This window comes from Chitinophaga sp. SYP-B3965 (genome assembly GCF_009647655.1).
In the GTDB taxonomy this organism is placed as follows: Bacteria; Bacteroidota; Bacteroidia; order Chitinophagales; family Chitinophagaceae; genus Chitinophaga.
Genome location: NZ_WJFD01000007.1, coordinates 104,361 through 128,974 on the forward strand (window position 1 = coordinate 104,361; position 24,614 = coordinate 128,974).

The 24,614-nt window shown below is 45.0% G+C and carries 22 protein-coding genes; 20 read left to right on the forward strand and 2 right to left on the reverse strand.

The features are described 5' to 3' along the window. Nucleotides 1-63 precede the first annotated feature (63 nt). The 7 genes from uvrA (at nt 64) to GFS24_RS26735 (ending at nt 8,332) form a co-directional block, all read left to right on the forward strand. Nucleotides 64-2,868 carry an excinuclease ABC subunit UvrA gene (gene uvrA / locus GFS24_RS26705; protein WP_153665147.1) on the forward strand — a complete coding sequence of 935 codons (2,805 nt, stop codon included), beginning with the start codon at nt 64-66 and terminating at the stop codon, nt 2,866-2,868. 159 nt (nt 2,869-3,027) lie between these two features. Next, complete coding sequence (locus tag GFS24_RS26710) at nt 3,028-4,023, forward strand: hypothetical protein (RefSeq protein ID WP_153665149.1); 996 nt, start codon at nt 3,028-3,030, stop codon at nt 4,021-4,023. 12 nt (nt 4,024-4,035) lie between these two features. After that, nucleotides 4,036-5,349 (forward strand): Dyp-type peroxidase, encoded by a 1,314-nt coding sequence (locus GFS24_RS26715; RefSeq protein ID WP_153665151.1) that lies wholly within the window; start codon nt 4,036-4,038, stop codon nt 5,347-5,349. Nucleotides 5,350-5,360: 11 nt separating this feature from the next. Then, nucleotides 5,361-5,837: a hypothetical protein gene (locus GFS24_RS26720; protein WP_153665153.1), complete on the forward strand. Its 477-nt coding sequence runs from the start codon at nt 5,361-5,363 to the stop codon at nt 5,835-5,837. Next, on the forward strand, nt 5,834-7,204 hold the full coding sequence (locus GFS24_RS26725; RefSeq protein ID WP_153665155.1) for a hypothetical protein: 1,371 nt from the start codon (nt 5,834-5,836) through the stop codon (nt 7,202-7,204). The genes GFS24_RS26720 and GFS24_RS26725 overlap by 4 nt, the downstream gene beginning before the upstream one ends. A 35-nt stretch (nt 7,205-7,239) precedes the next feature. Continuing rightward, the gene (locus tag GFS24_RS26730; RefSeq protein ID WP_153665157.1) at nt 7,240-7,896 is read left to right on the forward strand and encodes a response regulator transcription factor; all 657 of its coding nucleotides are present in this window, start codon (nt 7,240-7,242) and stop codon (nt 7,894-7,896) included. A 34-nt stretch (nt 7,897-7,930) separates the two neighbouring features. Beyond that, nucleotides 7,931-8,332 (forward strand): hypothetical protein, encoded by a 402-nt coding sequence (locus GFS24_RS26735; RefSeq protein WP_153665159.1) that lies wholly within the window; start codon nt 7,931-7,933, stop codon nt 8,330-8,332. A gap of 34 nt (nt 8,333-8,366) precedes the next feature. On the opposite strand, the gene GFS24_RS26740 is transcribed toward GFS24_RS26735, so the two are convergent. Next, entirely contained in the window at nt 8,367-9,593 is a 1,227-nt protein-coding gene (locus GFS24_RS26740) for a clostripain-related cysteine peptidase (RefSeq protein ID WP_153665161.1), read from the reverse strand. A 23-nt stretch (nt 9,594-9,616) separates the two neighbouring features. On the opposite strand from GFS24_RS26740, the gene GFS24_RS26745 reads away from it, so the two are divergent. The 5 genes from GFS24_RS26745 to GFS24_RS26765 are packed head-to-tail and all read left to right on the forward strand — an operon-like array spanning nt 9,617 to nt 15,869. Next, on the forward strand, nt 9,617-12,610 hold the full coding sequence (locus GFS24_RS26745; RefSeq protein WP_153665163.1) for a triple tyrosine motif-containing protein: 2,994 nt from the start codon (nt 9,617-9,619) through the stop codon (nt 12,608-12,610). Between the two features lie 19 nt (nt 12,611-12,629). Then, a complete protein-coding gene (locus GFS24_RS26750; RefSeq protein ID WP_153665165.1) occupies nt 12,630-13,508 on the forward strand; it encodes an aminoglycoside 6-adenylyltransferase in 879 nt (292 codons plus the stop codon). Further along, on the forward strand, nt 13,505-14,026 hold the full coding sequence (locus GFS24_RS26755) for an adenylate kinase (RefSeq protein ID WP_153665167.1): 522 nt from the start codon (nt 13,505-13,507) through the stop codon (nt 14,024-14,026). The genes GFS24_RS26750 and GFS24_RS26755 overlap by 4 nt, the downstream gene beginning before the upstream one ends. Nucleotides 14,027-14,078: 52 nt before the next feature. Continuing rightward, nucleotides 14,079-14,798 (forward strand): DUF6345 domain-containing protein, encoded by a 720-nt coding sequence (locus tag GFS24_RS26760; RefSeq protein ID WP_153665169.1) that lies wholly within the window; start codon nt 14,079-14,081, stop codon nt 14,796-14,798. Nucleotides 14,799-14,822: 24 nt separating this feature from the next. Further along, complete coding sequence (locus GFS24_RS26765; RefSeq protein WP_153665171.1) at nt 14,823-15,869, forward strand: hypothetical protein; 1,047 nt, start codon at nt 14,823-14,825, stop codon at nt 15,867-15,869. Nucleotides 15,870-15,920: 51 nt separating this feature from the next. On the opposite strand, the gene GFS24_RS26770 is transcribed toward GFS24_RS26765, so the two are convergent. After that, entirely contained in the window at nt 15,921-16,370 is a 450-nt protein-coding gene (locus tag GFS24_RS26770) for a DUF4293 domain-containing protein (RefSeq protein ID WP_153665173.1), read from the reverse strand. A gap of 115 nt (nt 16,371-16,485) precedes the next feature. Between GFS24_RS26770 and GFS24_RS26775 the strand changes: the two genes are divergently transcribed. From GFS24_RS26775 to GFS24_RS26810, 8 genes are all read left to right on the forward strand, one after another. Next, the gene (locus GFS24_RS26775) at nt 16,486-18,795 is read left to right on the forward strand and encodes an NADP-dependent malic enzyme (RefSeq protein ID WP_153665175.1); all 2,310 of its coding nucleotides are present in this window, start codon (nt 16,486-16,488) and stop codon (nt 18,793-18,795) included. Between the two features lie 77 nt (nt 18,796-18,872). Continuing rightward, a complete protein-coding gene (locus GFS24_RS26780) occupies nt 18,873-19,193 on the forward strand; it encodes a hypothetical protein (protein WP_153665177.1) in 321 nt (106 codons plus the stop codon). After that, entirely contained in the window at nt 19,171-19,806 is a 636-nt protein-coding gene (locus GFS24_RS26785) for a toxin (RefSeq protein ID WP_153665179.1), read from the forward strand. Before GFS24_RS26780 ends, GFS24_RS26785 begins: the two co-directional genes overlap by 23 nt. A 116-nt stretch (nt 19,807-19,922) precedes the next feature. Next, nucleotides 19,923-20,954, forward strand: coding sequence for a hypothetical protein (locus GFS24_RS26790; RefSeq protein WP_153665182.1), 1,032 nt, complete (start codon nt 19,923-19,925; stop codon nt 20,952-20,954). Nucleotides 20,955-20,984: 30 nt separating this feature from the next. Beyond that, nucleotides 20,985-21,728: an ABC transporter permease gene (locus GFS24_RS26795; protein ID WP_153665184.1), complete on the forward strand. Its 744-nt coding sequence runs from the start codon at nt 20,985-20,987 to the stop codon at nt 21,726-21,728. Nucleotides 21,729-21,749: 21 nt separating this feature from the next. Beyond that, nucleotides 21,750-22,568 carry an ABC transporter ATP-binding protein gene (locus GFS24_RS26800; protein WP_153665186.1) on the forward strand — a complete coding sequence of 273 codons (819 nt, stop codon included), beginning with the start codon at nt 21,750-21,752 and terminating at the stop codon, nt 22,566-22,568. Between the two features lie 84 nt (nt 22,569-22,652). Beyond that, entirely contained in the window at nt 22,653-23,525 is an 873-nt protein-coding gene (sucD, locus tag GFS24_RS26805) for a succinate--CoA ligase subunit alpha (RefSeq protein WP_153665188.1), read from the forward strand. Between the two features lie 71 nt (nt 23,526-23,596). Then, nucleotides 23,597-24,577 (forward strand): FAD-binding oxidoreductase, encoded by a 981-nt coding sequence (locus GFS24_RS26810; protein WP_153665190.1) that lies wholly within the window; start codon nt 23,597-23,599, stop codon nt 24,575-24,577. The last annotated feature ends 37 nt before the right edge of the window (nt 24,578-24,614 follow it).

Sequence of the window (24,614 nt, forward strand, 5' to 3'; positions counted from 1 at the left end):
AGGGCGGGGGCTTATAGATTTGGGTGTCCGTTTCACCTCCCGAATCCTTAAATTTGTAATTCTATGTGCGCAAAAGTTAAAACGAAGGAAGTAACCATTGAACGTGAACCAGTTAGCGCTCCGGACAGTATCTTTATCAAAGGAGCCCGGGTGCATAATCTTAAGAATGTCAGCGTTTCAATACCCAGAAATAAACTGGTAGTGGTAACCGGGGTCAGCGGCTCCGGAAAATCCAGCCTCACCATGGACACCCTTTATGCGGAAGGCCAGCGCCGGTATGCAGAAAGTCTCAGTTCCTACGCCCGCCAGTTCCTCATGCGGATGAACAAACCGGATGTAGATTACATAAAAGGCATCTGCCCTGCCATCGCCATCGAACAAAAGGTAATTACCCGTACCCCCCGCTCTACCGTAGGTTCCATGACGGAACTCTATGATTATCTGCGGCTGCTGTTTTCCCGCGCGGGCAAAACCTATTCCCCCATTTCCGGGGAACTGGTGAAAAAACACGAGGTGCAGGATGTGGTGGATTATATTTCCAAACTCAAAACAGGCAGTAAAGTACAGATCCTCGTCCCCTTCCGCCAGCACGCCAACCGCAAACCGCTGGAAGAACTGAACATCCTCATGCAAAAAGGTTTTTCCCGCTTGTATGTAGGGGGAGAGCTGGTAAGGATTGAAGAACTGCAGGAACAGAAGAATCCTAAAATACCCGCCACCGCATATGTGTTGATAGACCGTATCGTGGTAAAGGATTTTGAGGAAGACGATAAACACCGCATCGCGGATTCCATCCAAACCGCTTTCTATGAAGGCGAAGGAGATTGCCACCTGGAAGTGGACGGAAAAATGAAACAACATTTCTCCAACCGTTTTGAACTGGATGGCCTGAAGTTTGAAGAGCCCGTTCCTAACTTATTCTCTTTCAACAATCCATTTGGTGCATGCCCAAGCTGTGAAGGCTTCGGACAAGTATTAGGAATAGACGCAGATCTAGTAATGCCCGATAAACGCCTTAGCGTTTTTGAAGGTGCCATCGCCCCATGGCGGGGAGAAAAAATGGGCGAATACAAAGAAGCCCTGGTGAAAGTAGCCCGCAAGTTCAACTTCCCGGTACACAAACCCATTTCAGACCTCACGGATGAACAGGTGCAATTACTGTGGGATGGTAACGAACATTTCTCCGGTCTGCATGAGTTCTTTAAAATGGTAGAGCAAAACCTCTACAAAGTACAATACCGTGTAATGCAGGCCCGCTATCGTGGCCGCACAGTTTGCCCTACCTGCAAAGGTGCCCGCTTACGCAAAGAAGCGCTCTATGTAAAAGTAGGAGATGCCAGCATTGCAGACCTGGTAGACTTACCCGTAGAAAAATTAAAGATCTGGTTCGATAAACTGGAACTGAATGAATACCAGACACAGGTATCCAAACGGATCCTGATAGAAGTAAATCACCGCATAAAAACCTTGCTGGACGTTGGTCTTGGCTACCTCACACTAAACCGTGTAGCGAATACACTGAGTGGTGGAGAAAGCCAGCGTATTCAATTGACCCGTACTTTAGGCAGTAACCTCACCAACTCATTATACATCCTGGATGAGCCGAGTATTGGCTTACATGCAAGAGATACACACCGCCTCATTAAAGTGCTCCACGAACTGCGCGATCTCGGTAACACCGTGGTGGTAGTAGAACATGATGAGCAACTGATGGAACAGGCAGATTATATTATAGACATGGGTCCGCTGGCCAGTCATCTTGGTGGCGAAGTAATTTTCGAAGGTACTTATCCTGAGATCTTAAAAGACGGGAAAAGCCTCACCGGCAAATACCTCAGCGGTCACTACAGGATTGAACCGCCGGCACACATCCGTAAATGGAAACGTTCCATTACGCTGGAAGGATGCCGTCAGCACAACCTGAAGAACATTGATGTGCAATTCCCGCTGGGTGTGCTTTGTGTGATCAGTGGTGTGTCCGGTTCCGGCAAAACCACATTGGTAAAACAGATCCTCTACCCTGCGCTCATGAAGCTTAAAGGAGAGTTCACCGATCGCGTGGGAAATCACCGCATCATGAAAGGAGACCTGGAGGCCGTGACCCAGATAGAAATGATAGATCAAAATCCTATCGGAAAATCATCCCGTTCCAATCCTGTTACTTACATCAAAGCATACGACGAGATCCGTGATCTCTTCTCCAAACAACCGCTGAGTAAGATGCGCGGCTTCCAGCCTAAACATTTTTCTTTCAACGTAGATGGCGGAAGATGTGATACCTGCAAAGGAGAAGGAGAAGTGATCGTAGAAATGCAGTTCCTGGCAGACGTTCACCTTACCTGCGAAACCTGCGGTGGCAAACGGTTTAAAGATGAAGTGCTGGAAGTACATTACAAAGGGAAAAGCATTTATGATATTTTAGAATTGGGTGTAGACGAAGCCATTGAATTCTTCAAAGAAGAAAAAGATGTAGTGACCAGGATCCGTCCGTTAAGTGATGTGGGGCTTGGTTATGTGAAGCTGGGCCAATCATCAGACACATTGAGCGGTGGGGAAGCACAACGTGTAAAACTGGCTTCTTTCCTGGGTAAAGGAAAAGCACAGGGACACATCTTATTCATCTTCGATGAACCCACTACTGGTTTGCATTTTCATGATATCAAAAAGTTGCTGAACTCATTCAATGCATTGATTGAACAGGGGCACTCTGTGTTAGTGATAGAACACAACCTGGATGTGATCCGCTCTGCGGATTGGGCCATAGATCTTGGACCGGAAGGTGGTGAAGGAGGAGGCAGTTTGTTATATGCAGGTGTGCCGGAAGGATTGAAGAAAGTGAAAGAGAGTTACACAGGAAAGTTTTTATAAAAACCGAATTGGAATAACAGCCCGCAATTAGCAATAATTGCGGGCTTTTTTATTTTAAAGAACAAAAACGGGAAAAACCCCGTACCCCGGCAGTTCAAAATATTGAAATTTTACATCGAGAAGAATCAGGAATTCATCCTCACCCCAAAATCTTTACTTATGAATACTTATCTCGAAACGGGTATCGCCGTTATTCTGATCATTGTAGTTTTCAGTATCGTAGCCTATGTAATACAAGAACTCATCGCAGTTAATCTCCAGTTTCGTGGCAGGATGTTAAAGAAGGCCATTAACCAGTTGCTGGTATCTGGCAGCGTATTTGCAAATGAATTTTTTAAGCACCCGCAAATAGAGTTACTGGAAAAAAGGAACGGCGCTACAAAGGATCCCTCCTATATCCCTTCTGCAAACTTCGCGATGACAGTGATAGACCTGGTCAAGAATGGTACAGCCGCCGATCCCGAACTCCAAAAGCTATTCTCATCCTGGCAGGCCATTGCCGGTGAAGATGTAATAGCAATGAAAGCGCTGATAGAAAAATGGTATGACGAATATATGGACAGGGTCGGCGGCTGGTACAAAAAGGAGTATCGCTGGATCACAAGGATTTTGGCGATTGGTATTGCACTGGCGTTTAACTTTAATCTCATCCGTATCACACAGATCGTGCACCATGATACCGCTTTGAAAGCAACGCTGGTAGCGGCAGCAGATAAAATGGCAGATACTCCTGATTACTTAGCACAATATTATACGCAAAAGATCAACAGTGATATGAAAGCCGTTGATGACGATTTTGCCACTAAGATCAGTAGTGCACCGGCAGATTCTGCTAAGCTGGTGCAAAAGCGGGACGCTGTTAAAGATTCTCTTCTCATAAACTATAACGCAAAACAATACCAAATGGCCAGGGGGCTGGTAGACAGTCTGCCTACAGGTAAACTGATGCTCGGCTGGAAGAATTGGCCATGGCTGGAGCAGGAAATAAAAACCGGTAAGCCTGCATACATCGGTAACTGGAATTTGTTCCTGCTCATAATAGGATTGTTTTTAGGAGCAGCTGCAATTTCCATGGGAGCACCTTTCTGGTTCGCATTACTTGTGAAACTCGTAAACATCCGCAGAGCCGGTTTAAAACCCCCTGTTTCAAAATAAAAATTATATACAATGATTATCAATAACACCACCCCACTTCCCAAAGTCCCGGCTGACCCCGCATTGCAGCAACTATTCAAAGACATGCAGGGGAATATCCTGAAGTCGCACGCCAGGCCCAATGTATGTTTATTGTTTGTTCAGTTTAAAGGTGCCCCGGTAACAGTAAAGCAATGGATCCGCACAAAAGTTGCACCACTTGTTGTTTCTATGACCACGCAACTGGAAGACATTGAAATGCACAGGCAGGAGATAGAAAAGGATTTTTGTTCGTTTTCACTAACAGCTAAGGGATACGATTTTTTACTGTCCACCATACTTCCTGAAGATGAAAGTTTCCGGGAGGGCCTTGGTAAAGATACTATCCCTGCAGATCCGCCTAAAAGTAATTGGGAGGAAAAATATCAGAAAGAGATCCATGCTGTGTTTATCCTGGCACATGGATTCCCTGAGCAATTATCGCTGCTGAGGGAGAATGTAATAGCAATGCTGAGTGAAAACGCCATCCTGGTGGCCGAAGAAACTGGTCAGGCATTGAAAGATGCAAACAGCATTGACATAGAACACTTCGGTTATGCAGATGGAAGAAGCCAGCCAAGATACTTTGAAGATGATATGAAAAAAGAAGGTACAGATGTGAATTGGAATGCCTTTGCTTCCCTGGACCTCGTACTTACAAAAGACCCGCTTGGAAAGGCATTTAAACAGGATGATACACCTGCCAGTGATGATACCGGTACTCACAGTTACGGAAGCTACCTGGTCTTTAGAAAATTGGAACAGGATGTAAGCGGCTGGAATGATGCTGTGTTGAAACATTCATTGGATACTGGTCAGAGTCAGGATCTGGTGGGCGCCATGGCAGTAGGTCGCTTCAAAGATGGAACGCCAGTGCTGAATCATAATGCCCCGCAGGGAAGTCCCTCAATCGAAAATGATTTTAACTACACGGCAGATCCCCAGGGCAAAGGCTGTCCCTTTCATGCACATATCAGAAAATCCAACCCAAGAGGAGATACACAGCAATTCGGTGTTCCCCTGGAAAACGAAAAGACCCGGCGTATCACGCGAAGAGGGATCCCTTATACAACAGGTGAAAAGAAAGGGCTCCTGTTCATGTGTTACCAGCAGAGCATAATAGAACAATTTGATTTTATGCAGAATAATTGGGTGGATAATCCCGGGTTTCTCAAGGGGAATACAGGAGTGGATGCAGTGATAGGACAAACAATTGATTTGAAAGGAGGTTTGCTTGGGCAACATGTACATCTCAAAGGCGGTGAATATTTCTTTACACCTTCTATCAGTTTTTTACGAACACTTTAAAAACCAACTATATGGCAAAAGCTAAAAAAGCAGTAGCGGTAAAAAAAGCACCGCCTGTAAAAAGAACCCCTGCAACGAACAATGCCAAAGTGACCATTGAAGTTGTGATACGCAATGAAACCGTTTCTCCCATAACGAATGTAATGAGAGGGGGAGGAATGCAAATGTTCGATGCTCCTTTTGATGCCCCTCCCCCTAATTTCGAATTTGCTTTCAACACTACGGGGGTTACGATCCTTAATTTCCTGGTAGGAGAACACGATGTGGATCTGAAAGGTGAAAGTAGATTTTTTGCACCGGTATTAGATCCTAATCCCTCCCCAAGGATCAGGGTGGTCGTGTTCGCACGAAAAGATCATCCTGATGGGATCGGGTCATTGACACTTAAGTATAAGGGAAAAGATATCCCCGATTCTCCCCTAACACTCACATTTAAGAATGATGGATTGGGTGGATTTAATGAACGTGTAAAACTGATAAAACCATGAAAAAGATCTTTACAATCCTCCTGGCGTTATTAGTAACTGGGGTATCTTACGGACAATACCTTACCCAGGACGCGGCTGGGAAAAGTTCAATACCACTTCCATTGAAAGGCCTCGGTATTGGAATTGACATAGGGAAAACAGAAGCCACATTCGGACTGAATAATTATGAAAGAGTGTTTAAAGAAGATAAGCCGTGGGTATTGGGAATAAACCTTTCTACAAAGAATGTGGAAGGGCTCTCGAATCTGTTCACTGCCGGAAAATTTATACCTGATGCTAAGATGCAGGGATTCATAGGGTTTTCTGTTTCCAATAATAAGAAATTGAACAACGCTTTCAGGAACTCGGAATTTTTTGCAGCCAGTAAATATGAAAACAACTTACAACGAGAACTCTTTGAAGACCTGAAAGCAAAGACGCTCCGTGCAGCAGCCAGTTATTTGATACAGATCAAAGATCCTACGGCTGCCCACAAAGTAATGAATGATCTGAAAAAGCAGGTTGCCTTGCAGCAGCAACCAGAAGATCTTAATCTCTTAGTGGAAAATTATAGCCTGCCAGATGTCAACCTGACGCCATTCCTAACGCCATTTAAGCAAAAGTACGCTAGCTTACAGGAAGAGTATTTAGTAGCCTTTAATGCTGCTTTGGAAGATACAGAGGGCTTGTTAGATAATACCTGGGAAGAATTCCTGAAAAATGCTCCTAATCCCACACGATATACTTTTTTCCTTATCGGTGGGATCAATGGCCGGAGTTTTCCTTACTATAAAGGCTTAAATACTACAGAGCTGGAAGATTCCTTTGAGGATGTCTTATTCAAAGGAGGAAACCTGGGCCTGGGTGTAAACGTGCAGGTCAGGAACTTCTGGCTGGGAGCGACTTACAGCTACCTCAGCGGTGATAATTTCAGCAGCCTGAGCAGTAGGGAGTTCAATCTGAAAACGGTCGCATCTTCAGGATCAGGGTCGCTTACCGGTGAGAAAAAGTTTACCGCGTACACAGGGAAATATGCGAAAGTAGAAACGAATGAGTTGAACATTGACCTGGTAGGAGATTTTAGAATAACAGACTCATCCCGCGTGATCGCAAGTCTCTATTCCCGCAGCAGCCTGGCCAGCCGGGACACAGCTTACCTGAAAAACTATACCAATATAGGCGTTGGCCTTTATTTCACAGGCCTGAAAGGTAAATTCCTGGGTGGATTATACTTAGAGCTTCCGGATGTCAGTAACAATGCTGAAAAAGCAAAACCATTGGCAGAAAGAAGTATTCAGTCACCCTTCAAAAGGCTCACCTTTGGCATCGTAACAAAGTTCAATCTTTCTTCCATATTTGATTTTTCGAACAAGGCGGTTAGGGAATAAGATGTTATATTGTATTTAATTCAAGTAGCCCCCATATGCATATCTCCATTGGTATTGTTGATGATCACAGCATCCTGCTAAAATCTCTGGTTGATCTTATCAATGGATTTGAGCATTGTAAAGTAACCCGGATGGCCCTCAACGGCAAAGAATTATTGATCCAGCTGAAAGAAGATCCCTCGTCCTTACCAGACATCATGCTGGTAGATGTTATCATGCCGGGGTTAAATGGCGTAGAAACGGTGAAAGAATTGAGCCTGTTATACCCCGCCATCAAACTCATCGCTTTTTCTACAAAGGAAGATGACGACACGGTGATCAGTATGATCCGGAATGGTTGCTGCGCCTACCTCGTAAAAGGCATCGACGCAGAAGAACTGGAGAAGGCTATTCTGGAAGTGCATGAAAAAGGACATTATAACGGGGATGCCTATAACCTTAATTATCGCCGTATCATGGCACGTATAAAAGAAAAAGAGCGGGTAAAGCTCTCTCCAAATGAAGCAATCTTTCTCCAACTGGCTTGTAGTGATCTAACATATAAAGATATCGCTTCAAAGATGCACCTCGCAGAACGCACGATAGATGGTTACAGAGAATCACTATTCGGAAAACTGAATGTTCAAAGCCGTGTAGGAATGGTTCTGGAAGCTATCAGATTAGAGTTAGTGAATATTAAAGACCTCAAATAATAATTTCATTTTTTAATCCCTAAAAATTACACAAATGTCCGATCAAGAACAACAAGAACAAGTAGTACCACTAGCACCATTAGCATTGCCTGCTCACTACTGTGAATTTATTCTGGACGAAGAGCTTATGAACCTCGGTGCCAGGTTGTTATCGCTTAAAATTGTAAGAAGCACTATTATCCCCAATGGGCCTGCAATGATCCAGATGAAATTTTCTATGCCGACAAAAAAGAAGGTATTGGCCAATACGGCAGATCCCGATGCAAGGGGTGTCCATGAGTTTACTACCCGGCAACACATTCCGAACGCTCTGGGTATTGAAACCCATATGAAAGCGGTGGGTGACGAATCCGTGGAGGTTGAATATGAGCATGATAGTGGAGGTAAGATCCCTAATACACCGGCGCCTTTTGCGGCGAATCCGGTTCATCAGTAACTAAAAAAAAGCTCATCATTTGATGAGCTTTTTTTTAGGCAGTTGGAAAATATTTTTCCGCAAACTGCCCCCAGGTATTTGTTTTTGTAAATGTTGACGCAAAGGGAGATGCTCTATGCATGTGACGGACATAAACGGGGGGAACTCCCAATGAGCGGGCGATGGCGATACTCAAAAAACCAACTGCGATCCCATGGTAAGAAAATGGTACCGGAATGGTAACTTCCTTGCCAATGAAGCATTCTATAACAAGCGTTTTACTACTTAAAAGCACAAAGATCTCGTTGATAATTGTATGCAGTTCTTTGAACTCTCTCTGTAATAGAAAGAGGAAATTACCCAGATCTACTGTTCCTGGGGCAAATGAGGCGGCGATCCTGATGCGAAGGAATCCTGCAATATCAGTGGCTGGAATAATTAGTAATTGGGCGGCAAGTTCGTCCATAAGCCGAAATAAAACACCATAATTCTGCAGATGAATAGCAGAGAATGCAGATCGTGAAAGCGAATTGACAATATCCCTAATGGGCGAATTATAACTACTGAGTGTTGTAATAGCTGTTCTTGCAAAATCCTCTGATGTTACAGCAGGATTGGTGAATAATATTCTGAATAATTCCTTATAATCATATCCCTCAAAACTCCCAATATTTTCAGGCGCAACCAGGTAATCTGTCTGAGCGATAGATAATTCATATCCGGTTTCAATGGTCTGCATGTAACAATTTATCATCAACAATACTGAAATTTTGAAAGGCGATGAAAATGTGGAAGCATCTATTATAGCACGGCTTAGATGATCTGCACCAAGATGGCCTGTAGATGGACCGGCCTCAGATCGCTCTGCCGCTATATTGGGAAATAAAGAATAGGATGAGCCATGTCCCCATAAGAATAAAAAGTAACGTTCAGCAGGATTATGCGCAATAATGTATTCCCGGAAGAAAGTGGTTAAATGCCAGTGAAAGCGCATATTAAAATCAGGGAGAGGAAAAGGAATAGGTTCCCATTTACTTTGTCCGCCATCTGGTATCAGTTGATAAACTATTGTAAAGGCTTCTTTCGGATCAGCACCTGCTGAAAGAGGCTGGGCAGGCAATCCTAATAGCCTGAGAATTTCTTGAGAGGTCTCCAGGCAAAGGATAACACGGTTGTCTGCTGTGATAAGCTGTGATGCGATTTCTTCAAGCATGTTTTTGGCAAACGCCCAGTCCACGCTTACAGTAGCCAAATGAATAATTGTGTTTTGAATTTTTTCCATAACTTGGGGTTATAAGCTGAATAATGCTACGTTGTTTCCTCAATACATTGCTCTTCCTTTGCCTGGGATACGCTTCACTGTGGGGGCAGCAAAAACAATTTCATTCCTTCCATAATTATACGCAAAAGGACGGCCTTAGCAGTTATAATATTACGAAGATCCGGCAGGATAAATTTGGCTTTTTCTGGATAGCCACACAAGACGGACTGAACTGTTTCGACGGCAGAAAATTCCGCGTTTTCAACAAAGTAGCCCAGCCACTTCTCGCCATCAAAGGCAATAATGTAACGGACCTTGTTGAAGATACACTACATAATCGCCTCTACCTGGCCGCCTTTTCAGGTGGATTGAGTTGCATCAATACCCTTACACAAACAACTTTGCAGGATCGTGCCCTGCAACAAGCCAATGTGTTCCTCTCCAAAAAATGGATCCGTTGCCTGGCGCTGTCAGGTAACACTTTATGGATAGGTTTATACGAAGGTATTTGTTCCCTTGATCTGCAAACAGGGGAATTTTCCCCTCCCGATAAATTAGCCTGGAAAGGCATTCCCACCGACACCTTGCGGGTAAAACGGATCACCACATGCGGCAACCGTGTTGTCATTTGCTGTGATGGATACGGCCTGATCGTGCTCGATCCTAAAAGCGGTAAACCCGTTAACACACTGCCCGCATCCATGCTAAATTTCTATGACGATCCTGTTGCGCTGGAATTCTGGAATGGAGAACCAGGAAAAGGAGATACGCTTTATCTCGCCACTAACTGGGGGCTTCGTCTAATGCACTTTAAAGGCCTGCAGCCAACAATTGAAAACCCCATAGGGAATAGCATCACAGATAAAGAAACCGTATTTGCCTGCACGCCTGATGCAGCAGGGAATTTATGGATAACAAATAAACAAGGCTTATACCGTTTAACAAAAGGCAAAGGAAGTTATACACTCATTCAGGATGTCAACAATACAGAGAATACCTGGGGAAGCATCATCTATGTATTGTTTAATGACAAGAGGAATAACATCTGGGCCGGTTCGGAAGAAGGATTGTCTTACGTATCCTGTCATATAAACCCCTTTGAAAAATACTATCGTTCTTCCATCAGCCCAACAAGGATCCAGCATGCTTTTGCCCTTTATATGGAAGGAAAGGATTCCCTCTTATGTGGTGCCTCCAATGGTCTCTACCAGGTTAATCTTGCAGAGCGTTCCATCCAACGGATCGATTCAAACAGTGCCTACTACCTGATTGGCGCACTACCAGACAATCAGATCCTTATTTCCAATAACCAGGGAATATTCATCCGCAATCAGGAAGGCCTGGTACCTGCTTCTACTGTTTATCCTGCCCTGAAACCCCTTCAGCATATACAGATGAATACCTTGTGCAGCTATTCGGATTCCCTGGTTGTGTTGAGTAGCCTTTTTAATAACGGATTATATGTCTGGAATTGCAAGTCAGGACAAATACGTTCCTTTAGCCGCAGGCAGAAGAACCTCTTATTGGATGATGAAACAGTCACCAGCCTTTTCATGGATAAACAAAAGAACCTGTTCGTTATATCCACCAGCACTATATTCAGGTTTAATCCCGTTACCGGAGAGAATAAGGTCTATCATATACCAGATAAAGGCGTGCTGATGGATATGTGCGAAACATCCCACCATTACTGGCTGGCCATTTACGGTGCAGGGCTGGTAAGGGTAAACAAGGATTTTACAGGCCTCCGTATATTCTCTGAGAAAGAAGGCCTGTGCAATAACGGTGTGAATAAAGTATTTGCATATAAAGATAACATGATCCTGGTCACCTCTAATAATGGCTTGTCTACCTTAGACATACCATCTCTTCGTTTCAGGAATTATGCGCAGTCGGACGGTCTCCATTCCAATGCATTTGAGCAATCCAGCGGTTTTCAAACAGGTAATTTCATTTATGCAGGAGGCATTAATGGCTTTACGCGGATCAATCCGGCCGGTTTCACAAACGATACAATCCCTCCTCAAATAAGGATCTCCGGCATTCAGATCCATACACCAGGCAGCACAAAGGACACTACACATCTGCAAATGCAATCTTTAAAGATCCCATCAGATGTATTGCAAACTTCCATATTCTTTTCCGCACTTCATTTTTCTAACCCCGATAAAATTAGCTTTGCCTATAAGATCGATGAACTGCAGAAAGACTGGATAGATATAGGCCATCAGAATAACATCAATCTCATCGGACTGGCGCCAGGCACTTATTCATTATTTGTAAAAGCGATGAATGAAGACGGCGCGATGAGTTCATTATCAGTGCCACTAAAACTGATCTATCTTCCCAAATGGTACCAGACCCTCTTATTTAAGATCAGTATATTACTCATAGCCGGAGGGATTTTATTAGGCTTCTTCCAATACCGCATCTTCCAGCTTCGCCAGCAACAGCAAATAAGAAAAGACATAGCAAGTGATCTGCATGATGATATTGGCAGCACCCTGAATACCGTTAAGATCTATGCCCATTTAGCCAAAAGCGGAGATCAGGTAAACTTACTGCAGCAGATGGAAGAATCTGTTTCTCAGGCCATCACCGGTCTCCGCGACCTGCTGTGGGTATTAGATGAAAAGGATGATTCTGTTGCCGGTCTGCTGGAACGGATCAAAAAGATGACCTCACCTGTTACAATTGCCCATCAGATTGCATTACACTGCAGCACAAATGAAGCAATAGGAGGACGCATCTTATCCAAAAAAGAAAAACGCAACCTATTGCTGATAGCAAAAGAAGCAGTAAACAATGCCATCAAATACGCAGACTGCACCATGCTGGAAATAAGGTTCATGGAAGTGAATAACAAACTCACCCTGCAGATCCGCGATAACGGAAAAGGTTTCGATCTGAACGACAGGTCCGATACCGGATACGGCCTCAGAAATATGCAGGACCGCGCCACCCAGATCGGTTATCAACTGAAATTAAACACAGCACCAGGAAACGGAGTGGAAGTATGGGTGATGAAGAACAGATGAAAATTAATAACTTAGCCCCATGAGGCAAGAAACGGAAATCCTGCACGAAGTAACCACCTGGGCACAAAACAACGAAGCCATCCGGGCAATGCTCCTTACCAGCTCCCGCGCAAATGGGAAAGCAGATCTTCTATCAGACTACGACATAGAATTCGTCATAAACGATCTGCCCCAATTCCTCACAGACGACAGCTGGTTGAAAACCTTCGGCAACATTATCAGCGTAGTTGTAGAAAACGAAGACGCCTTCGATGGTGAAAACGCCATGCGCATGGTCTACTATGAAGATTATATTAAGATCGATTTCAAACTCTACGCTATAGATAAATTCACAGAACAGGTGAATAAACAGGAGTTACAGGAAGATTGGGATGTAGGATATAAAATATTGCTGGATAAGGATGGTCTCACTATAGGAATGAAACCGTTCACCGGCAAAACTGTCACAATAGCAAAACCAACAGAAGAAGAATTCCTTTTCATCATAAACGATGCCTGGTTCTGCATGCCCTACATTGCCAAAAGCCTCTGGCGGGATCAGCTATTCTATGCCAAGCAGGTAGGAGACAGCATCATGCGCTTCGAAGATTTCCAAAAGATCATTGAATGGTACATTGGCATGCAGCATGATTGGAAGATCAACACCAATAAATCCGGCCGGCTGTTCAAACAATACCTGGACCCTGCACTCTGGAAAAGAATAGAAGCTACCTTTGCCGGAGCAGATATAGAGGAGAATTGGAAAGCACTGTTTGCATATGCAGACCTCACGAGGGAAATGGGCATAGCCATAGCAGAAAAACTGCAATACACCTACCCGCAGGCACTGGATGAAAAAATAACCGCCTACCTCTGGAAGATAAAACACCTCGATAGAAATGCAACAGACATAAAATGAAAATACTCATCTTCGGCGCTTCAGGTGCAGGCTCCACCACACAAGGCAAAGACCTCTCTGCTGTACTGAACATCCCCTACTTTGATACGGACCACTACTTCTGGGAAGTACAATTCACGGAAAAACGAGACCCCGCCATCAGAAATAAAATGCTAAAAGCAGACCTCGCCAAACAAGAAAGTTTTATCGTAGGTGGTTCACTGGTTAGCTGGGGAGATGAATGGACAAGCATTTTCGATTTCGCTGTTTTTCTCTATCTCCCACCTGCTATCAGATTAGAACGGTTAAAAAAGAGAGAATTAGAAAGATACGGTGATAGCATTCACACAGACCCCGAAAGAAAAAAACTCCACGAAGAATTCATGGACTGGGCCGCCAGCTATGATACAGACACCCCCAGGAGAAGTCTCGCTGTTCATGAAGCCTGGATGAAAAAACTCACCTGCCCTATACTGGCCATTAAAGAGGATCTGTCTGTAGCAGAGAGAAGAGAAAAGATTCAGGTATTAATACGCTAGCCCCAACCTTCGCAAAGGCCTAATTTCACATCAGACCTCAAACCCCCAAAATATGAAAAAGAAACTCCTGCAAAGGACGGCATTGCTATTGGCCGTTATGTTCTGCATTATTTCTACAAGAGCCGGTGATGAAGAAGGCGGTTACGTTGGCCAGCAAGGCCAGGGCCACCCCACCGTTGTATATAATTTCCTGAAACATTTCTCCTACGATGATTATTACTGGGACAGGAATTGGTGTTACAGCACCAGCAACAATTCATTTGTAGACAACATGGATATCGTTGTATTTGCCGGCCACGGCAATCAATGGCTGGTTGGCTGCGAAGATGGCTCCACGGCCTATTTCAGCAGTTGCGGCAACAACTCCAATAAAGGCTGGGGCAATGTAGACATGGAATTTATTGCTTTCGAAAGCTGTGAAGTAGTTCCCCGTCCCTGCGATCGCGCAGATGGTGATTGGTGGAGCCGCTGGACGCAAGCTGGTGGAGCCATGGATGGCGTACACCAGGTAATAGGATTTGGCACAGATTCTTACCAGTCAACAGACCAGGATGTAACAGATTATTTCGGTGACCGTGTACGCAGAGGATACGGCGTTTGGCAAAGCTGGTTTGATGCCATCAATGCAGAAGCCAGAAGTGATGAACACGGTTCTGCTGTAATGTATCCTCCCTGCGAAGGAGATACTTATTATAACTTTGCTCCAGACCCTCCCGCAGATCATACCTGGTTGCGGATCTGGTACCAAACCGGCGGTTGCCTGAATAAATAATCTTAACCCTGTCAAAACAAAAAAATGAAACCACAAATAACGATATTACTATTATCACTCGCCATCGCATCCTGCCAGCCAAGGCAGAAACCGAAAGAGGAAGCAGCAGGAGATAGCAGGATAGAATACAGCAAAGACCTGCGCCCGCTGGATTACGAAAAACAATCCTTTAAAACATATGCACTGGCAGGCAAGAACAGCACCACACCGGATGTAGCAAAAGCACGCCTGAATGAAACACTGGCGGCCCTGGGTACAAAACTCTACTTTGAAGCAGATACCGCAAAAGACGATGAATCAAAATACATCAGCTTCCGCAGAGCAGATGATCCTTCCGGTGTTTTTGAAATGAATAAGGTAACAGGACGTATCGTGTTCAACAGCGGCCTGAAAGAATATAGCGCAGACGCAGCAACAGAAGGACTGCCTTCAGACAAAGAAGCAATCGAACTCACCAAACGCAGCCTGGCCACACTGAAGCTGGATCTCAATGAAAAGGAATTATCAAAACCTATCGTAAGCGGCCTGGAAATGTCTGTTAAAAAAGACCAGGAAAAACCACAGATCTACAAGAAGATGGTAACAGTACGTTACAACAGGATACTGGATGGTATTCCGGTAGAAGGCGCCACACGTTTGATCTTCACATACGGAAAAAAAGCGGAGCTAACCACCCTCATCGCAGACTGGGGTAAATTTGAACCCAAGGATGTACTGCAGGAACAAGTCGTAAAAGCAGACGACATGCATCAGCAAATTGAAGAAGTCATCATAAGTGAAGCAAAAGAGGCAAGGAAGATCCGGGTAGTGCAAAGAGATGTGGTATTGTACGATGATGGAGCCGGTACTATTGAACCAGCTGTTTACGTAAAAACAATTATGCAGTACACCCGCAAAAGCCCTGAAGGCAAAGAAGAATCATACGAAGTGCCCTACGACTTCTACCGCCCGCTGATAAGAGGAACAAGAGCCTCCTTCCCACACGTGAAAGATCAGCAATTACGAATGAAACCAAAAGAACTAAAAGCAGAACCCAAAGACTCCGCAAGAAGAAATACAAACGACGAATAATAAAAAAAGCGGGCATGAGCGCCCGCTTTTTTTTACAATAAAAGAATATAATTATCTCAATCTGTCGAGAGATTTGATCAGCTTTTCATCCTTATAAATTCCCCTTGCAGCCAGGTACAGCGCTACCAGCGTAACCACCGGTAAAAATGCCGCCGGCAGGTAAGATGCAGAAATAATAGTAGCCCCATCAGCCATCAGCTTATCAGCTGTTTGCCCCACTTTTACATACTGCAAAATAATAGCCCCTATTGCCAGCAGGATATTGAACACTGTCAGCCGGAATTGCAGTTTCCTGTTCTTATAGAGGAAGATCGTGATCAGGGAGAGCAGAACGCTCACCATCACGATAATAAATATCAGATAACTGGAAAGCGCATTGAAATAAACCTCACTGGCTGTTACGCCCTTCATCAATTTAGCTTTCCACAGGTTAAAATAACCCATACCGGCGCCGGAAATAGCTGCCAGCAATAAAAAGAGGCTCTGGATGCGTTGTATCATGATATTTGCGAATGTTTAACGCCGTAAAAGTAAATAATTATTGCGAACCTACACGAACGTAATAGATACCGTTCCTCTTATAGTTCGTATATTGCAGCCCCAATAACAATCTTAAATGGCTAGAAAACTCAATAAGCAGGATGCCCTGGATTATCATGCCATGGGCCGTCCTGGTAAGATAGAAGTAGTCCCAACGAAAGACACAAAAACCCAGTGGGACCTTTCCCTGGCCTACTCGCCCGGTGTGGCGGAGCCATGTAAGGAAATTGCCCGCGATGTGGAAAATGTATATAAATATACCGCGAAAGGTAACCTCGTAGCGGTGATCAGTAATGGTACAGCTGTTCTGGGCCTGGGCAATATTGGCCCGGAAGCAGGAAAACCCGTCATGGAAGGGAAAGGCGTACTCTTCAAGATCTTTGCAGACATCGATGTGTTTGATATTGAATTGAATACAACAGATGTGGATGAATTTGTGCGGGTGGTAAAAGCAATGGAACCCACTTTCGGGGGTATCAACCTCGAGGATATTAAAAGCCCCGAATGTTTTGCCATCGAAGAAAGGCTGCGTCAGGAACTGAAGATCCCCGTGATGCACGATGACCAGCATGGTACCGCTATCATTTCCAGCGCCGCTTTATTGAATGCACTGGAACTGGTGAAGAAGAAAATAGAGAAAGTAAAATTCGTGATCAATGGCGCCGGCGCTGCTGCCATGGCCTGTGTACGTTTATATGTTTCCCTCGGTGCAAAACCAGAGAACTTTATCATGTTTGATAAAGATGGTGTACTGAATAAACAACGCACAGATCTGGACGACATGAAGCTCGTATTCGCCACCAGCTCCAAAGCCACCAATCTCACAGAAGCCCTGAAAGGCGCCGATGTATTTGTTGGTTTATCCGTGGGTAATGTGGTAACAGCTGATATGGTGAAAAGCATGGCCAAAAACCCTGTAGTGTTTGCCATGGCCAATCCGGACCCCGAGATCTCATACGATACTGCCATAGAAGCCCGCAAAGATGTGATCATGGCCACCGGCCGTTCAGATTATCCCAACCAGGTGAACAATGTATTGGGTTTCCCCTACATTTTCCGTGGTGCACTGGATGTACGGGCCACCAAGATCAATGAGGAAATGAAACTGGCCGCAGTGCATGCACTGGCTGATCTCGCCAAATCTCCCGTGCCCGATATCGTGAACCTCGCTTACAATGAACGTAACCTCGTTTTCGGTCCCAATTATATTATTCCCAAACCTTTGGATCCGCGTTTGCTCAGTACGGTAGCCCCCGCAGTAGCAAAAGCAGCCATGGATAGCGGTGTGGCACATGCCCCCATCACAGATTGGGATGCTTACAAAGAAGTACTGAACAACCGCCTCGGTTTAGATAATCAGCTGTTCAGGGTGATTGGTTCCAAAGCCCGTAAAGATCCACGCCGTGTGGTATTTGCGGAGGCAGACAATATCAAGATCCTCAAAGCTGCACAGGTAGTAAATGATGAAGGTATCGCCATCCCCATTCTGCTCGGAAGTGAAAAGAAGATCCGCAGCCTGATGGACGAAAGCGGCATTGAAATAGATGATGTAGTGATCATTGATCCAAAGAGTGATGAAATGGCCGATAAGCGCCACCACTTTGGAGAACTGTTCTTCGAAAAGCGCAAGCGTAAAGGCTTTAATCTTTACGAAGCCAAGAAGATCATGCGGGAACGTAACTATTTCGGTTGTATGATGGTGGAAACAGGAGAAGCCGATGCGCTCATTTCCGGCCTCACCCGTAAATACCCGGATACCATCAAACCTGCATTACAGGTGATTGGTATGGAAGAAGGAGCAAAACGTGTAGCCGGCATGTATATCATCAACACAAAACGCGGCCCCCTGTTCCTCGCGGATACAACCGTAAACCTCAATCCCACTGCGGAAGAGCTGGCAGATATCACTTTACTGGTGGCCAAAGAATTACGCCTGTTCAATATCACGCCAAGGATAGCCATGGTTTCCTACTCTAACTTTGGCTCCAGTGCCACACCGGAAGCCCAGTTAATGAGCCAGGCCCGCGACATCGTGAAAAAGAAAGACCCCACCTTAACAGTGGATGGTGAGATCCAGGCTGCTATGGCATTCAACAAAGAGATCTTAAAAGATAACTATCCTTTCTCCGAACTGATAGACCAGGACGTAAATACACTCATCTTCCCCAACCTGGCCGCAGGTAACGTAGCCTACAACCTGCTCCAGGAAGTAGCCGGCTTCGATTCCATCGGCCCTATCCTGCTGGGGATGAAGAAACCCGTGCACATCCTGCAATTGGGTTCCACTGTAAGGCAGATCGTGAACGTGGTACTGATCGCTGTAGTGGATGCACAAACGAAATGCCGCAACGCAGAAGAAGTAAAGAACGGAAAGAAAAGAAAATAAGAACGAAAGGGGGGATATAGCAGTATATCCCCCCTGCCATTTAGGCCTATACCGTAAAATATTCGTAAATTAGTTACATGAAGAAGCGAGTACGTTATTTACGTAGGCTTAAAACCGCCAATGCCCCCCATCATACTGATGAATGGTCAGTAATGGAAGGATCTGAAGCATTCGAAGCCCTTATCGGGGAAGCCGGTAGGAGGGCTGCAACTAATGCTGTGAATGAAAACAGGGCATTAGGTATTCCGGTTACCTTTACGAAAGATGGCTGGGTAGTCAGGAGAATGCCGGATGGCCATATCGAAAGGATTAAACCCATAGAAGGGGCCACTGGCCCAATACGCGAAAGGAAACTCAGGAAAGGAATGATACTGCATGTCAAAAAAGCAACCCGCTAAAAGAATGCGTGTATTTGCCGGTCCTAACGGATCTGGTAAGAGCACACTTATAAAAGAGGTTCAGCAAATAATAAGGACCGGTGTTTATATTAATGCTGACGACATTGAAAAGTCCGCCAGAGAGAAAAAGTTTGTTAACCTGGGAGATTACGGCCTGGAATCCACATCAGAGGCATTTAATGCATACCTGGAATCCTCTACACTATTTGCCAAGGCAAAACAGGAAGGTTTTCGAATGGATCTTTCACTTTCCAATAATGTTATCAGAGTAGGAGAAGACACTAATTCATATGAAGCGGCACTTATAGCGGACTATTTACGTAACCTGCTTATAATCAAAGGAGAAACCTTTTCCTTTGAAACCGTAATGTCTCATTCCTCAAAGCTGGATACCTTTATTAAGGCGCATAATGCCGGCTTTAAAAATTACCTCTATTTTATTGCAACTGATTCTGCTGAGATCAGCGCAAAGAGGGTAGAGGAAAGAGTTGAAAAAGGTGGCCATAATGTAGACACTCAAAAAATTATTGAAAGATATACAAAGTCACTTGAGTTATTAAGTGATATGATACCATATTGCCACCGTTGTTATATATCAGCTGGTATCCAGTGAAACTGGATACCAGCTGATATTAGAAATAGAAGATAATGAGAAGGTCTTTATCCATAATGACGAAATTCCTACATGGGTGGAAACATATGTACTCAATAAAATAGGCGTTTAGAATCATGCAATCCATCTCCCGCAAAAAAATATTCTTCCCGCTCAACCCGGCCTTCAGGAATTACCTGCGGCTCTATGAAAGGGAAGTGCCTTTGCCCATCTCTTACGAGGAGCTGAAATATTATGATAGCGGCATTCCTGTATATGATAAGTTAGGCAAGGACACCCTCTGGGAATCCGTGTTCTACCCGCAGAGCATGACCCCTTCCATCCATGCAGGGCTCAAACGCATTTACTCCATCCTCAAAGCAGGAGGAAACCAGGCCGCGGAAGAACACCTCCACATAGAACGGATCGACTATTGCACCTTCGGCAATTCCCACCCCTTCCGCATCAAGATCGTCAATAACTTCAACGAGGTATACGACTATTTCTATATTAAGATCGCCGATGCCTCCCGCCTTTACGGACTGGAACTGGAACATATTTTGTCCCCTTTCTGGATGAACTTCCTCGTAGATGGTAATACTTTGGTAGAAGAGCACATTGCCGGTGTACCCGGAGATCAGTTTGCCATAGATTACATGAACCGCCCGGAATTCAATCCCAAAAGGATCGCCAAAGAATTCGTGAAGTTCAATGAACGCTGCTTCGTGAGGTTACTGGGAGATATGCGTTCCTATAATTTCATCTTCGACATCACCCCCGATTTTGATGATGTGCAATTCCGGATCCGCGCTATCGACTTCGACCAGCAATTCTATGAAGGAAAGAAAACCCTCTATATGCCACAGTTCTTCAAAGAGAACAGGGTATTTGTGGAACTGGCCATGAAACACCTCAACGCAGAAGTGGTGAAACAATACCAGCAGGAGGAACGTTCCCTCATTGCCCGCCGTATAAAAGTACAACGGCACAGGATCAAAGACCTCCGGGATGTGATCATGACAGACAGGGTTTCGTTCCCTGAAAAGATAACCCGGCTGGGAGAAGAACTGGCACAACATTATCATGATCCCGTATTTGCCAAAAGCAAAACCATGGGGGAGATCATTGAAAGAAGCCTGAAACGTTTGCTGGTAGATAGCCTGCGATAAGTATGTTAAATCCGTTATCTTTGAAAAGTTATGGAGTTTAAATTGTTTTACCATTTTGGCAGGTTCCTGCTGATGCTCAAAGGGATGTTCTCCCGCCCGGAGAACATGCGGATGTACTGGAAAGAATTGATGCATCAATGTGTAGAGATCGGCGTAGGGTCGGTAGGGATAGTATTCATTATCTCTCTCTTCCTGGGTGCGGTAACCACCGTGCAAACGGCTTATCAGCTCACCAGTGGCCTCATTCCTAAATCCACTATCGCACAGATCGTAAGGGATACCATGATCATAGAACTGGCGCCCACCATGGTTTGTATCGTACTGGGAGGGGTGGTAGGTTCCAAGATCGCATCTGAGCTGGGAAATATGCGTATCTCCGAACAGATAGATGCACAGGAGATCATGGGCATCAATACAAAAGCATACCTGATTGCTCCCAAGATCCTGGCATCGCTGATCACTATCCCCGCGCTGGTGATCATTGCAGCTTTCCTGGGTATCTGGGGTGGTATGCAAGCTGGTCAATTGAGTGGCATTATCTCTCATGAAGAATTTATGCAGGGCCTCCGTGCCTCGTTTGATGGATACAATGTGTTCTTTGCCCTGAGTAAATCTTACACCTATGCTTTCATTATTTCCAGCATCCCGGCTTATTATGGATATAATGTTACCGGCGGTGCATTGGAAATAGGCCGCGCCAGTACTACCTCTGTAGTAGTGAGCTGTATCCTGATCCTGTTTGCCGATTACATCCTGGCAGCCATCCTCCTTTAATTCAAACTGAGAAGAAGAGATATGATAGAAGTGATCAATATTCGCAAAAGCTTCGGAGATAAAACAATCCTTCAGGACGTTTCCGTTAATATGGAACCGGGAAAAACCAACCTGATCATTGGTGCCAGCGGCAGCGGAAAAACAGTATTGATGAAATGTATGGTGGGCCTCATCGAAGTGGACAGTGGAAAGATCAAGTACGACGGCCAGGATTTCACCGCCATGGACGATAAAGAAAAGAAACCCATCCGCCAGGAAATAGGCATGCTGTTCCAGGGCTCTGCCCTCTTTGACAGTATGACCGTGGAACAAAATGTAATGTTCCCGCTGGACATGTTCTCCAAAGAAAAATATAAAACCAGGATGAAAAGGGTACAGGAATGCCTGGACCGGGTAAACCTGAAAGATGCCAATAAAAAATTCCCCGCCGAGATCAGTGGCGGGATGAAAAAACGGGTTGGTATTGCACGCGCTATCGTACTAAACCCTAAATACCTCTTTGTGGATGAGCCAAACTCCGGTCTCGATCCGCAAACTTCCCTCGTAATAGACAAGCTCATCAAGGAACTCACCGTGGAATATAATATCACCACCGTGGTGAATACCCATGATATGAACACCGTAATGGAAAGTGGTGACCATATTATATATATGCACGAAGGCCTTAAACAGTGGGAAGGCAGCAATGAAGATATTATCTTCGCGGACGACCAGAAACTGAACGATTTCATCTTTGCCTCCGAATTCTTCCAGGATATCAAGGAGATGCGTAAAATGGAAATGTTCAGGGACAAGGGTTGGCGGGCTAAAAAGGATGGAGACAGTCCCTCTAAGACTTAATCCTTTTGTTTTTAACCTTTATCCGTTATTTTTGCCCCACCTTAAATCAAAGGATCAATAAAACAATTAAATAAATCAAGCGCGATGAGTGTTTTAGTTAATAAGGATAGTAAAGTGATTGTGCAGGGATTTACCGGTACTGAAGGTACTTTCCATGCCACTCAAATGATTGAGTACGGTACCAATGTTGTAGGTGGCGTAACGCCCGGTAAAGGGGGTAAATCCCATCTGGACCGTCCGGTATTCAATACAGTGGCGGATGCCGTAAAAGAAACCGGAGCAAACGTATCTATCATTTTCGTACCCCCGGCATTTGCTGCGGATGCTATCATGGAAGCTGCCGATGCAGGTGTTGCACTGGTAGTTTGTATCAGCGAAGGCATTCCCGTACAGGACATGGTAAAAGCTAAAAATTACCTCGTAAACCATAAAACCCGCCTGATCGGACCAAACTGCCCGGGCGTTATTTCCGCTGACCAGGCAAAAGTGGGTATCATGCCCGGTTTTATCTTCAAAAAAGGCCGTATCGGTATCGTATCCAAATCCGGTACCCTCACTTATGAAGCTGCTGATCAGGTAGTGAAAGCCGGTCTCGGTGTTTCTACTGCTATCGGTATCGGTGGAGACCCCATCATTGGTACACCTACCAAAGAAGCGGTAGAACTGCTGATGAACGATCCGGAAACAGATGCCATCATCATGATCGGTGAGATCGGTGGTAGCATGGAAGCAGAAGCTGCGCAGTGGATCAAAGAAAATCCCCGCAAACCAGTTGTTGGTTTCATCGCTGGTCAGACTGCCCCTCCAGGTCGTCGTATGGGCCACGCTGGTGCCATCGTTGGTGGTGCTGATGATACTGCTGCTGCAAAAATGAAGATCATGCGCGAATGTGGTATACACGTAGTAGACAGCCCTGCGGATATTGGAAAGAAAATGGCAGAAGTACTGAAGAAATAAGGTGCTCCTTAAAATAGTGATCCCCGTTACCATTGGTGACGGGGATTTTTTATGTACTACTTTTGCAAAACGTGAATTACGATTACATCATTATAGGACAAGGCATTGCCGGCACAATGCTCAGCTGGTTTCTAAAGAAAGCAGGCCAGGAAGTATTGGTATATGATGATGCCCAATCCAATAGTTCCTCTAAAGTAGCCGCAGGCATCATCAATCCCGTTTCCGGCAGGAAGTTTGAAACCGCCTGGCTCTACGATACCATTTTCCCCTTTGCGGAAAAAACCTACCATGAAATGGAGGAAGCCCTGGGCATTGTGTGTTTCCACGAAAGACTCATCCATAATATCTGGTCTTCCCAACAAATGGAGGACGCATTTAACGAAAGCTTAAAAACGAACCCCTGGTTGCTGGAACCAGCATTCGTAAAAGGAGCCAACATCCAGCTAAACGCCCTGCTGCCCGCATGGCGCAAAAAACTCAACGTAAAAGAAGAGCGCTTCGATGCAACCCAAATAACGATCACATCAACCCATATCGAATACCAAAACATCAAAGCCAAAGCCGTCATCTTCTGCGAAGGTGCCCAAAGCCCCGCCAATCCTTATTGGAGAAAACTCAAATTCCTCCCCAATAAAGGAGAAGCATTAATAATACACGCTCCGGAACTTCAAACTAACAACATTATAAAGAAAGGAAACATCACCATCGTGCCCATGGGAGAGGATCTCTACTGGGCCGGCGCCACTTTTTCCTGGGATTATACAGATGCCCTGCCTACCGAATCAGCTAAAGAATCAATAGCACAATCTCTAAAAAACATCCCCCACAAAATAATTGACCACATCGCCGCCATCCGTCCCTCCGGACCAGACAGAAGACCATTGGTTGGCATGCATCCCCATCAGCCGGGAATAGGAATTTTCAACGGCATGGGCTCCAAAGGTTGCTCCCTGGCCCCCTGGACGGCTGATCAATTCGTAAAACATCTGCTGGAAGCCACGCCACTAAAGCCTGAAATTGATATTAAACGGTATTTTAATGCTTTACGGTAGATTTTCAGGTCTTCATATCTTATCTTTGACCTCCTTT

Excerpts from the sequence above, each read along its gene's own strand:
- uvrA (WP_153665147.1), top strand. The coding sequence starts at position 64 with ATGTGCGCAAAAGTTAAAACGAAGGAAGTAACCATTGAACGTGAACCA.
- GFS24_RS26710 (WP_153665149.1), top strand. The coding sequence starts at position 3,028 with ATGAATACTTATCTCGAAACGGGTATCGCCGTTATTCTGATCATTGTA.
- GFS24_RS26715 (WP_153665151.1), top strand. The coding sequence starts at position 4,036 with ATGATTATCAATAACACCACCCCACTTCCCAAAGTCCCGGCTGACCCC.
- GFS24_RS26720 (WP_153665153.1), top strand. The coding sequence starts at position 5,361 with ATGGCAAAAGCTAAAAAAGCAGTAGCGGTAAAAAAAGCACCGCCTGTA.
- GFS24_RS26725 (WP_153665155.1), top strand. The coding sequence starts at position 5,834 with ATGAAAAAGATCTTTACAATCCTCCTGGCGTTATTAGTAACTGGGGTA.
- GFS24_RS26730 (WP_153665157.1), top strand. The coding sequence starts at position 7,240 with ATGCATATCTCCATTGGTATTGTTGATGATCACAGCATCCTGCTAAAA.
- GFS24_RS26735 (WP_153665159.1), top strand. The coding sequence starts at position 7,931 with ATGTCCGATCAAGAACAACAAGAACAAGTAGTACCACTAGCACCATTA.
- GFS24_RS26740 (WP_153665161.1), bottom strand. The coding sequence starts at position 9,593 with ATGGAAAAAATTCAAAACACAATTATTCATTTGGCTACTGTAAGCGTG.
- GFS24_RS26745 (WP_153665163.1), top strand. The coding sequence starts at position 9,617 with ATGCTACGTTGTTTCCTCAATACATTGCTCTTCCTTTGCCTGGGATAC.
- GFS24_RS26750 (WP_153665165.1), top strand. The coding sequence starts at position 12,630 with ATGAGGCAAGAAACGGAAATCCTGCACGAAGTAACCACCTGGGCACAA.
- GFS24_RS26755 (WP_153665167.1), top strand. The coding sequence starts at position 13,505 with ATGAAAATACTCATCTTCGGCGCTTCAGGTGCAGGCTCCACCACACAA.
- GFS24_RS26760 (WP_153665169.1), top strand. The coding sequence starts at position 14,079 with ATGAAAAAGAAACTCCTGCAAAGGACGGCATTGCTATTGGCCGTTATG.
- GFS24_RS26765 (WP_153665171.1), top strand. The coding sequence starts at position 14,823 with ATGAAACCACAAATAACGATATTACTATTATCACTCGCCATCGCATCC.
- GFS24_RS26770 (WP_153665173.1), bottom strand. The coding sequence starts at position 16,370 with ATGATACAACGCATCCAGAGCCTCTTTTTATTGCTGGCAGCTATTTCC.
- GFS24_RS26775 (WP_153665175.1), top strand. The coding sequence starts at position 16,486 with ATGGCTAGAAAACTCAATAAGCAGGATGCCCTGGATTATCATGCCATG.
- GFS24_RS26780 (WP_153665177.1), top strand. The coding sequence starts at position 18,873 with ATGAAGAAGCGAGTACGTTATTTACGTAGGCTTAAAACCGCCAATGCC.
- GFS24_RS26785 (WP_153665179.1), top strand. The coding sequence starts at position 19,171 with ATGTCAAAAAAGCAACCCGCTAAAAGAATGCGTGTATTTGCCGGTCCT.
- GFS24_RS26790 (WP_153665182.1), top strand. The coding sequence starts at position 19,923 with ATGCAATCCATCTCCCGCAAAAAAATATTCTTCCCGCTCAACCCGGCC.
- GFS24_RS26795 (WP_153665184.1), top strand. The coding sequence starts at position 20,985 with ATGGAGTTTAAATTGTTTTACCATTTTGGCAGGTTCCTGCTGATGCTC.
- GFS24_RS26800 (WP_153665186.1), top strand. The coding sequence starts at position 21,750 with ATGATAGAAGTGATCAATATTCGCAAAAGCTTCGGAGATAAAACAATC.
- sucD (WP_153665188.1), top strand. The coding sequence starts at position 22,653 with ATGAGTGTTTTAGTTAATAAGGATAGTAAAGTGATTGTGCAGGGATTT.